Origin of the sequence: Rhodovulum sp. YNF3179, from assembly GCF_050586465.1 — a bacterium.
Classification (GTDB): Bacteria; Pseudomonadota; Alphaproteobacteria; order Rhodobacterales; family Rhodobacteraceae; genus CAJXYS01.
On the sequence record NZ_JBOCEG010000004.1, the window covers coordinates 89,356 to 99,355 of the forward strand.

At 68.2% G+C, this 10,000-nt stretch carries 7 protein-coding genes, 1 tRNA gene and 2 rRNA genes (2 of these 10 running past the window's edge); 5 read left to right on the forward strand and 5 right to left on the reverse strand.

Annotated elements, in window-relative coordinates:
• The 4 genes from ACQ5SP_RS08135 to htpX form a co-directional block, all read left to right on the forward strand.
• A 23S ribosomal RNA gene (locus ACQ5SP_RS08135) occupies nt 1-1,175 on the forward strand (it extends 1,770 nt beyond the left edge of the window).
• An 83-nt stretch (nt 1,176-1,258) separates the two neighbouring features.
• Nucleotides 1,259-1,373: ribosomal RNA gene (gene rrf, locus ACQ5SP_RS08140) — 5S ribosomal RNA — on the forward strand.
• A 52-nt stretch (nt 1,374-1,425) separates the two neighbouring features.
• Nucleotides 1,426-1,502 (forward strand) — tRNA-Met (locus ACQ5SP_RS08145).
• 206 nt (nt 1,503-1,708) lie between these two features.
• A complete protein-coding gene (gene htpX / locus ACQ5SP_RS08150; RefSeq protein ID WP_430937864.1) occupies nt 1,709-2,578 on the forward strand; it encodes a zinc metalloprotease HtpX in 870 nt (289 codons plus the stop codon).
• Here htpX and ACQ5SP_RS08155 read toward each other — a convergent pair.
• Genes ACQ5SP_RS08155 through ACQ5SP_RS08175 form a run of 5 tightly spaced genes read right to left on the reverse strand, consistent with a single transcriptional unit; the run spans nt 2,575 to nt 6,932 of the window.
• On the reverse strand, nt 2,575-3,516 hold the full coding sequence (locus ACQ5SP_RS08155; RefSeq protein WP_430937865.1) for a hypothetical protein: 942 nt from the start codon (nt 3,514-3,516) through the stop codon (nt 2,575-2,577). The two genes, htpX and ACQ5SP_RS08155, sit on opposite strands and share 4 nt — an antisense overlap.
• Nucleotides 3,513-4,040, reverse strand: a complete 528-nt coding sequence (locus tag ACQ5SP_RS08160) for a winged helix DNA-binding protein (RefSeq protein ID WP_430937866.1) — start codon at nt 4,038-4,040, stop codon at nt 3,513-3,515. Before ACQ5SP_RS08160 ends, ACQ5SP_RS08155 begins: the two co-directional genes overlap by 4 nt.
• Nucleotides 4,037-5,341, reverse strand: a complete 1,305-nt coding sequence (locus tag ACQ5SP_RS08165; protein WP_430937867.1) for a TRAP transporter large permease — start codon at nt 5,339-5,341, stop codon at nt 4,037-4,039. Before ACQ5SP_RS08165 ends, ACQ5SP_RS08160 begins: the two co-directional genes overlap by 4 nt.
• Entirely contained in the window at nt 5,341-5,892 is a 552-nt protein-coding gene (locus ACQ5SP_RS08170) for a TRAP transporter small permease (RefSeq protein WP_430937868.1), read from the reverse strand. Before ACQ5SP_RS08170 ends, ACQ5SP_RS08165 begins: the two co-directional genes overlap by 1 nt.
• A 59-nt stretch (nt 5,893-5,951) precedes the next feature.
• Entirely contained in the window at nt 5,952-6,932 is a 981-nt protein-coding gene (locus tag ACQ5SP_RS08175; RefSeq protein ID WP_430937869.1) for a TRAP transporter substrate-binding protein, read from the reverse strand.
• A 117-nt stretch (nt 6,933-7,049) separates the two neighbouring features.
• Here ACQ5SP_RS08175 and ACQ5SP_RS08180 point away from each other — a divergent pair, with 117 nt between their 5' ends.
• A protein-coding gene (locus ACQ5SP_RS08180) for a hydantoinase B/oxoprolinase family protein (RefSeq protein WP_430937870.1) crosses the window boundary here: on the forward strand, nt 7,050-10,000 show its 5' portion. The gene runs 697 nt beyond the window's last position; 2,951 of the gene's 3,648 nt are visible here — the first part of the coding sequence; the start codon lies at nt 7,050-7,052; its stop codon lies off the right edge, out of view.

A 10,000-nucleotide genomic window follows, 5' to 3' on the forward strand; every position in this document is an offset into this window, starting at 1 on the left:
TAAGTTCGCGAGAAGGAGGCCCGGGTGCTGGGCAACCAGTGTCCGGGGGCACAAACCAGGGGGTGGCGACTGTTTACTAAAAACACAGGGCTCTGCGAAGTCGCAAGACGACGTATAGGGTCTGACGCCTGCCCGGTGCCGGAAGGTTAAAAGGAGGGGTGCAAGCTCCGAATTGAAGCCCCGGTAAACGGCGGCCGTAACTATAACGGTCCTAAGGTAGCGAAATTCCTTGTCGGGTAAGTTCCGACCTGCACGAATGGCGTAACGACTTCCCCGCTGTCTCCAACGTCGACTCAGCGAAATTGAATTGCCTGTCAAGATGCAGGCTTCCCGCGGTTAGACGGAAAGACCCCGTGCACCTTTACTACAGCTTCACACTGGCATCAGGCCAACGATGTGCAGGATAGGTGGTAGGCTTTGAAACAGGGGCGCCAGCTCCTGCGGAGCCATCCTTGAGATACCACTCTTCGTTCGCTTGATGTCTAACCGCGGTCCGTGAACCCGGATCCGGGACCCTGTGTGGCGGGTAGTTTGACTGGGGCGGTCGCCTCCCAAAGAGTAACGGAGGCGCGCGAAGGTTGGCTCAGAGCGGTCGGAAATCGCTCGTTGAGTGCAATGGCAGAAGCCAGCCTGACTGCGAGACTGACAAGTCGAGCAGAGTCGAAAGACGGCCATAGTGATCCGGTGGTCCCGCGTGGAAGGGCCATCGCTCAACGGATAAAAGGTACGCCGGGGATAACAGGCTGATACTGCCCAAGAGTCCATATCGACGGCAGTGTTTGGCACCTCGATGTCGGCTCATCTCATCCTGGGGCTGGAGCAGGTCCCAAGGGTACGGCTGTTCGCCGTTTAAAGAGGTACGTGAGCTGGGTTTAGAACGTCGTGAGACAGTTCGGTCCCTATCTGCCGTGGGTGTAGGAGACTTGAGAGGAGCTGCCCCTAGTACGAGAGGACCGGGGTGGACGATCCACTGGTGGACCTGTTGTGGCGCCAGCCGCAGTGCAGGGTAGCTATGATCGGAAAGGATAACCGCTGAAGGCATCTAAGCGGGAAGCCCCCCTCGAAACAAGGTCTCCCTTGAGGGCCGTGGAAGACCACCACGTCGATAGGCCGGAGATGTAAGCGCAGCAATGCGTTCAGTTGACCGGTACTAATGGCCCGATAGGCTTGATTTGATCCAGTAGAAGCAAGGCTTGCTTCAAAAACTCAAAAGCAAACAAAAGACATGGAAAGCGTCTCGTCCCTGTTCCTTCCTCGGTTTGGTGGTCATAGCGCGAGCAAAACACCCGATCCCATCCCGAACTCGGTCGTTAAGTGCCGTAGCGCCGATGGTACTGCGTCTCAAGACGTGGGAGAGTAGGTCACCGCCAAACCTAGAAAGGAACAGAAATTCTCTCTAAACGATGCCAAAACCAAAACAAATGGCGCGGGGTGGAGCAGTCCGGTAGCTCGTCAGGCTCATAACCTGAAGGTCAGAGGTTCAAATCCTCTCCCCGCAACCAACTCGAGCGAACACGCATTTGCATCGAAGCCCGCCCCCTCGGCGGGCTTCGCTCGTTTGAGCATCTCAACAAGATCCCCGCGGATATCCAAAAGGTGCGCGCCTATATCCCCGTCCCAGGTGACGACCACCTCGTCGCGGGCAACGCGCTTGTTTGCGCCCGTGCCGCCCCCCATATTCCGTGCTGTCACTGCGGAGGGAAACGCGATGGCGGGATATATGCGTACGGCCGTTCTGATGGCGGCCATGACCGCGCTTTTCATGGGCGTGGGATGGATGCTCGGCGGCGGGGCGGGCGCCGTGATCGCGCTGGTCGTGGCTGCCGCGATGAACCTCGTGACCTGGTGGAATTCCGACCGGATGGTCCTGCGCATGCACGGCGCGCGCCGGGCCGAAGGGGGCGGGGCCGAGGCCTTGCGCCGCCTGGTGGCGGATCTGGCCGCGGATGCCGGCATGCCGGCGCCGGCGGTCTACCTGATCGATAGCGACCAGCCGAACGCCTTTGCCACCGGGCGCAGCCCCGACCGTGCGGCGGTGGCCGTCACCTCGGGCCTGCTGCGCCATCTCGACCGCGAGGAGATCGCGGCCGTCGTGGCGCATGAGCTTGCCCATATCCGCAATCGCGACACGCTCGTGATGACGATCACCGCAAGTTTCGCGGGCGCGATCAGCATGTTGGCGAATTTCGCGCTGTTCTTCGGCGGGCGGCGCGACAGTCCGCTGGGGCTTGTCGGCGTCATCGCCATGATGATCCTGGCGCCCCTCGCCGCCGGTCTCGTGCAGATGGCGATCAGCCGCGCACGGGAATACGAGGCCGACCGGGTGGGTGCGGAGATCTGCGGCAATCCGCTCTGGCTCGCCGCGGCGCTGCAGCGGATACAGGGGCTTGCGCTTCGGATCGACAACAACAGCGCCGAACGCAATCCGGGTTCGGCGCACATGTTCATCATCAACCCGCTCCACGCGCATCGCTACGACACGCTGTTCTCGACCCATCCGCGCACCGAGGGCAGGGTCGCGGCCCTGCACGAGATGGCGCGTGCCGCGCAAGGTTCCGCCGCCGGTCCCTGGGCCTAGGCACCCCGGCCGCGGGCACTGGAGCGCGACGTGAGTTTCGGCAGCAGGAGCGGCGTCAGGTACATCGGGATCTGGTAGCAGCCGACGAACACCATGAGGGGCGCGGCCGTCTCGGCCGGGACCGCGGCCAGGAACAGCGCGAGGTTCCGGTTGCCCGCGGCGATGGTGACCGCGAGCGCCTCGGGCCGCGGGATCGCGGCGCGGGCCGCATGCCAGGCGCCGAGCGTCTGCACGAGGTAGAGCCCGGCCGCCACGGCGAAGGCCAGCAGCAGGCGGCCCGGCGCCTCCGTGGCCGCGGGTCCGACCGCGGACATCAGGCCGATCACGACGATCGCCATGGCGAGGGCCATGATGCCGTCCAGGGACGGGCGGGCCTCGGGGCGCCTGAGCGCCGGGAAGCGCGCGCGCAGCGCCACGGCGATGCCGGCCGCCAGGGCGACGATGGCGAGCAGGCGCAACGCGCCCGCGGCAACGGCCCAGGGATCGGGGAAGACCGGGAGCAGCGCGAAGACCGGCGCGGCGGTGAGCGGCAAGAGCGCCGTGCCGAGTGTCAGCTGGCGGAGCGCCGCGCCGGCATCGGCCCCGGACATTACCGCAAGACCCGGCGTGCCGGTGATCGGCGCGGCCGCGAGCGCGAGCACGGCCCCCGTCGCGAGCGGCGCGGACAGAAGCCCCGCCGCCCAGAGAGCCGCGCCGACCGAAAGCGGAAGGGCGCATTGCAGCACAAGTGCCACGGCAAGCGCGCGCGGTGCGTCCGCCCGGCCGGGCAGCGCCGCGCGCGGCCCCTCGCGCAGGGCCGCGATACAGAGCATGACGGCGAGAAACGGCACGATTGCCGGGGCCATCCACGCGGCCAGGTCCGGCAGCAGGATACCGGCGGCAAGCCCCCCGATCAGCAGCCACCGTCCCTGTGCCGCCATGCGCGCGAGCAGGCTCACAGCGTCGTCGCCGCCCGCGCGGCGTGGTCGTAACTGCCCGAGATCGCCCGGAGCAGCGCGGCCAGGCGGGACATCTCCTCGGGGGAGAAACCGGTTTCGCGCGCAAGCTCGACCAGCAGCGCCTCGCGCACCTCGGCGTAGCGGGTGCAGAGCGCGGCGCCTTTGCCCGTGATCTCGACGGTCTTTTCCTTTCCCTTGCGCGCGGTGGTGACGAGCTTGCGCTCGGCCAGCTTGCGCACCGCGTAACTGACCAGGTGCGCGTCCTCGATATGCAGCACCAGCCGGATATCGGCGAGTGTCTTGGCGCGGTCCCGGTGATTCACCAGGTGCAGGATCAGCACCTCCAGCGGCGCCATGCCCGGCGCGCCGGCGGCGTCCATGCAGCGGGTGATCCAGCGCTGAAAGGCGTGGTTGGCCATGGTGAGCGCGTATTCGACCTCCGACAGCTCGGGCAGGCCCGAGGCGGCCAGATGCGCCGAGCTCACGACCGGCCCGACGCGGCGGGGGCGCCGTGCATCCGTCATCGCGACAGCATCGTCCCGGGCAGCCAGAGCGCGATCTCGGGGAAGAGCGACAGGATCGCCACCGCCAGGACAAGCAGCAAGAAGAAGGGCGCGGCGTAGCGCGCGACGGCGAAGATGTCGCGCCCCGTGATCGTCTGGATCACGAAAAGGTTGAAGCCCACCGGTGGCGTGATCTGGCTCATCTCCACGACGAGGACCAGGAAGATGCCGAACCAGATCGGGTCGATGCCGGCGGCCACCACCATCGGCAGGATGATCGACACGGTCAGCACCACGATGGAGATCCCGTCGAGAAACATGCCCATGACGATGAAGAACACCGTCAGCATTGCCAGCAGCGCGTAGGGCGAGAGACCCATCTCGCCGATCGCGCGGGCGAGCTCGCGCGGGATACCGGTATAGCCCATGGCGACCGTCAGGAAGGATGCGCCGGCCAGGATAAAGGCGATCATGCAGGTGGTGATGGTCGCCGCGCGCAGCGAATCGAACAGCCCGGCCCAGGACAGCGCGCCCGTCGCGGCCGCCAGGATCAGGGCGCCGGTCACGCCGATCACGGCCGCCTCGGTCGGGCTGGCGATGCCGAGATAGATCGACCCGATCACCGCCACGATCAGCCCCACCACCGGCAAGAGCCGCGCGGCCGCGCCAAGCGCCTCGCGCCGGTCGACCGGCGGTTCGGCCGCCGGCATGAGGCTGCGGTTCAGCGTCGACCAGAGCATGATGTAGCCCGCGAAGAGCCCGGCCAGCATCAGGCCCGGCAGGACGCCCGCCAGGAACAGACGCGCGATGGATTGTTCCGTCGCCGCGCCGTAGACGATCAGGATGATCGAGGGAGGGATCAGGAAGCCGAAGGTGCCCGACCCCGCCAGCGTCCCGATCGCCATGCGGTCGTCATAGCCGCGCGCCTTGAGTTCCGGCAGCGACATGCGCCCGATCGTGGCCGTGGTGGCGGCGGACGATCCCGACACGGCGGCGAAGAGCGCGCAGCCCAGCACGTTGACGTGCAGCAGACGACCGGGCAGCCGCGCGGTGAAAGGCGCCAGCCCCGAGAACATGTCCGAGGAGAGGCGCGACCGGACGAGGATCTCGCCCATCCAGATGAACATGGGTAGCGCCGTCAGGTCCCAGACGCTGAGGCCGCCCCAGACCTTGGTCGCGAAGACGAGCGAGGCGGGCGCGGGCGCGGCGGCGAGCATGGCCACCAGCCCGACGGCGATCAGCGCGAAGCCGACCCAGAGCCCGGCGGCAAGCGCGCCGAACAGCACCACGATCAGAAGGGGCGCAAGCGTTGCGATCTCCATCAGTCCTGCTCCTCGGTGCGGGTTTCGGCGGCCTGGTGGCCGGGCTGCCCGCCGCGTGCGAGCGTGACCATGGTGTCGATGAGGGCAATGCAGAAGAGCGCGAGCCCCGCCGTCATCACCCCTTGCGGAATGGCCAGCGGGATCGGGATGACCCCGTAACTCACCGAGCCGAACTTCAGGCTGTCCATCGCCTGAAGGCCGCTGGACCAGGTGGCGAACCCCGCGAGCGCCGCGGCGGCGGCGGCGACCACGACCCCGAGCCATCGCGCGGCCGTTTCGGGCAGGTTCTGGATCAGGAGTTTCACCCGCACGTGACTGCCCGCCTGCAATGTCCCCGCCAGTCCGAGGAACACCGCGCCGGTGAAGAGGAAGGCGCCGAACTCGGCGAGCGAGGGGATGGTCAGCCCGGGCGGCGGCAGCTCCACCAGCCGCGCCGCGCGGTCGGTCAGCCGGCCCAGGATCTGCAGCAGGACCAGGACGGCGATCAGGGCGAAGGTGACGGCGGCCAGCCAAAGCCCGGCGTCATAGAGTCGGTCGAGCATCCGGCGCATGGCGGACCTCCGGCGTCAGGGGCGGGACGGGGCGGGGCCCGCAGGCCCCGCCGGGTCGGTCACATGCTGGACTGGTAGGCCTCGATGACCTGCTGGCCCTCGGCGCCGGCCTCCTCGAGCCATTCCTGCGTCATGGTCTCGCCGATCTCGGCCAGCTGGCCCGACAGCGTTTCGGACGGATCCGAGATGGTCATGCCGTTCTCTTCCAGCGTCGCCATCTTCTCGGCGGTTTCCTTGGCCGACATGTCCCAGCCGCGGGTTTCCGCCTCGGCCGCGGCCGACAGGATCGCCTCTTGCTGGGCCTCGGGCAGGCTCTCGAACATGCCGGTGTTCACGATGACCATGTTCTTGGGCAGCCAGGCCTGCGTGTCGGTGTAATGGGAGGTGAAGTCCCAGGCCTGCGACGAGACGCCGGTCGAGGGCGAGGTGATCATCGCGGCGACCCGCCCGGTGGCGAAGGCGGTCGGAATGTCGCCGGTCTCGATCTGGGTCGGAACCGCCCCCATCAACTGCGCCAGGCGCTCGGTCGCGGCGTTATAGGCACGGAACGACGCGCCCTCCAGATCCTCGGTCGAGTCGATCGGATCCTGCGTGTAGATGCTCTGGCCCGGCCACGGCACCGCGAAGAGCAGCGTCAGGCCCTGGGCGGCAAGCTTTTCCTCGACCAGCGGTCGCGAAGCCTCCCACAGGGCGCGGCCCTCCTCGTAGCTGGAGGCCAGGAAGGGAATCGAGTCGACCGCGAAGACCGGATCCTCGTTCGCCAGGCGGGACATCAGCACCTCGCCGATGGGCGCCAGGCCGCGGCGCACGGAATCCTTGATCTCGGGATGCGCGTAGAGCGACCCGGCCGAGTGCACGGTGATCTCCAGCCCGCCATCGGTCGCGGCGGCCACGTCCTCGGCGAATTGCTGGATGTTCTGGGTGTGGAACACGCTGTCGCCATAGGGCGTGGGCATGTCCCAGTTCGCGGCGGCGGCGGGCAGCGCAAGCGCGGCGGCCGCGAGGGCGCCGGGCAGGCTGCGGAATAGGCTGATGGTCATTGCTTTGTTCCCTGTCGTCTGTCGGGCGGCGTCTTGACGGTCCCGGACCCGCCGCCCTTGGCCCGGTTGCGGAAAGCTTGACCAGACGCTGACAATTTGTCAACGATTTGTCGGCGAATGCTGTGGAAGGGGTGGAACATGGGCGACGGCACGACGGGACGCTGGGATTTCTGGGTCGACCGGGGCGGGACGTTCACCGACGTGATCGGGCGCGATCCTGCCGGCGGCCTGTCGGCACTGAAGCTGTTGTCCGAGAACCCCGGCGCCTATGACGACGCGGCCATCGAGGGCATCCGCCGTTTCCTCGACGTTCCGCCCGGCGCGATCCCGCCCGAACGGATCGGCACGGTGCGGATGGGGACCACGGTGGCCACCAATGCACTGCTGGAGCGCAAGGGCGACCGCACATTGCTGCTGATCACCCGGGGATTCCGGGACGCGTTGCGAATCGGCTACCAGGATCGTCCCGACATCTTCGCCAAGGAAATCGTTCTGCCCGAGATGCTTTATGACCGGGTCGTCGAGGTGGACGAAAGGCTGCGGGTCGACGGCACGGTGGAACGCGCGCTCGATCTCGACGCGGCCCGGGCCGAGCTGGACCGCGCGAAGGCCGACGGGATCGACGCGGTCGCGATCGTGCTGATGCACGCCTGGACCGCGCCCGAACACGAGCAACACCTGGCGGAGGCCGCGCGCGCGGCCGGCTTCGGGCAGGTCTCGGTCAGCCACGATGTCTCGCCGCTGATCAAGCTGGTCGGGCGTGGCGATACCACGGTGGTCGACGCCTACCTGACCCCGATCCTGTCGCGTTACGTCGAGACGGTCGCGGATGCGCTGGGGGCCACGCCCCCCGACCGGCCGGGGCCGACGCTGCAGTTCATGATGTCGTCGGGCGGGCTGACGGCGGCCGACCGCTTCAAGGGGCGCGACGCGATCCTGTCGGGGCCGGCGGGCGGCGTGGTGGGCATGGCCCGGACCGGCCAGATCGCCGGCGAGGATCGCGTGATCGGCTTCGACATGGGCGGCACCTCCACCGATGTGGCCCATTTCGACGGCAGTTTCGAACGCGCCTTCGAGACCCAGGTCGCGGGCGTGCGCATGCGTGCGCCCATGCTCCGCGTGCACACCGTCGCCGCCGGCGGCGGCTCGATCCTGCATGCCGATCCGGGGCGCTTCCGCGTGGGGCCGGACAGCGCCGGGGCCGATCCCGGCCCGGCCTGTTACCGCCGCGGCGGCCCGCTGACGGTGACCGACGCCAACGTGATGCTCGGCAAGCTCAACCCGGATTATTTCCCGGCGATCTTCGGCCCGGACCAGGACCAGCCCCTCGATCGGGATGCCGTGGCCGCGGAGTTCGGCGTGATCGCCGAGGCCGAAGGCAAGACCCCCGAGCAGGTCGCCGAGGGCTTCCTGCGTATCGCCGTCGAGAACATGGCCAACGCCATCAAGAAGATCAGCGTCCAGCGCGGCTACGACGTGACACGCTACCTGCTCAACGCCTTCGGCGGCGCGGGCGGGCAACATGCGTGCCTCGTGGCCGATGCGCTCGGCATGACCAAGGTGCTGGTTCACCCGCTGTCGGGGCTGCTGTCGGCCTACGGTATCGGGCTCGCCCGGGTGACAGAGGCGCGCCAGAGCGGGCTCGAGACGGAACTCGGCGCGGACGGCGCGCCCGAGGTCGAGGCGGCGCTCGACGGCCTGTCCGGCGACGTGCGCGCCGAATTGGCGGCGCAGGGCGTGCCGGGGGACGCCGTGACGCTGATTCCACGGCTGCATCTGCGCTATGCCGGGACCGACACCGCGCTGCCCGTCGCCTGGACGGGGGATGTGGCTGCCGCGCGCGCGGCCTTCGAAGCGGCCCACGAGGCCGAGTTCGGCTTCACCGACCCGGACGCCAAGCTGGTCGTCGAGGCCGCCGAAATCGAGGGGCAGGCCGCGGAGGCCGCCGCCGACCCGGAGACGCGCGCCGATCTCGCGGACGGCGCGGCCGAGGCGGATGCCGAGGTGCCGATCTTCTCCGGCGGAGAGACCCACCAGGCCCAGGTCGTGCGCCGCGCGGCACTGGTGCCCGGCCGCCACGTCACGGGCCCGGCGCTGATCATCGAGCCCAATCAGACCATCGTGGTCGAGCCGGGCTGGCGGGCCGAGGTCACCGCCCGGGATCACGTGCTGATGACCCGCGTCGAGGCCGCGCAGCGCGCGGACGCCGTCGGCACGGAGGCCGACCCGGTGCTGCTGGAAGTGTTCAACAATCTCTTCATGAACATCGCCGAGCAGATGGGCGTGGCGCTGCAGAAGACCGCGCGATCGGTCAATATCAAGGAGCGGCTCGACTTCTCTTGCGCGGTCTTCGACGCCGAGGGCGCGCTGGTGGCCAACGCCCCGCACATGCCGGTGCATCTCGGGTCGATGGATCGCTCGGTCGAGACGGTGATCCGGCTGAACGCGGGCAAGGTGCGCCCCGGCGACGTCTTCGCGCTCAACGCGCCCTATAACGGCGGCACCCACCTGCCGGACATCACCGTGGTCACCCCGGTCTTCGACGATGCGGGGGACGATATCCTCTTCTGGGTCGCCTCGCGCGGTCACCACGCGGATGTGGGCGGCGTGGCGCCCGGCTCGATGACGCCGCTCGCCACCACTGTGGACGAGGAAGGCGTGCTGATCGACAATTTCAAGCTGGTCGAGGCCGGGCGCTTCCGCGAGGCAGAGATCCGGGATCTCCTGACCGATCATGCCTACCCCGCCCGCGATCCGGGCCAGAACATCGCCGACCTGAAGGCCCAGGTGGCGGCCAATGCCCGCGGCGCGGCCGAGCTGCGCGCGATGATCGGGCAATTCGGGCTCGCGGTGGTGCAGGCCTACATGGCGCATGTGCAGGACAACGCCGCCGCCGAGGTCGCCCGCGTGATCGGGCGGCTCTCGGACGGAGAATACGAATACGCCACCGATACCGGACAGGTGATCAAGGTCAGGATCACCGTGGATCGCGATACCGGGACGGCCACCGTCGACTTCACCGGCACCTCCGCGGCACAGGCCAACAACTTCAACGCGCCCGAGCCCGT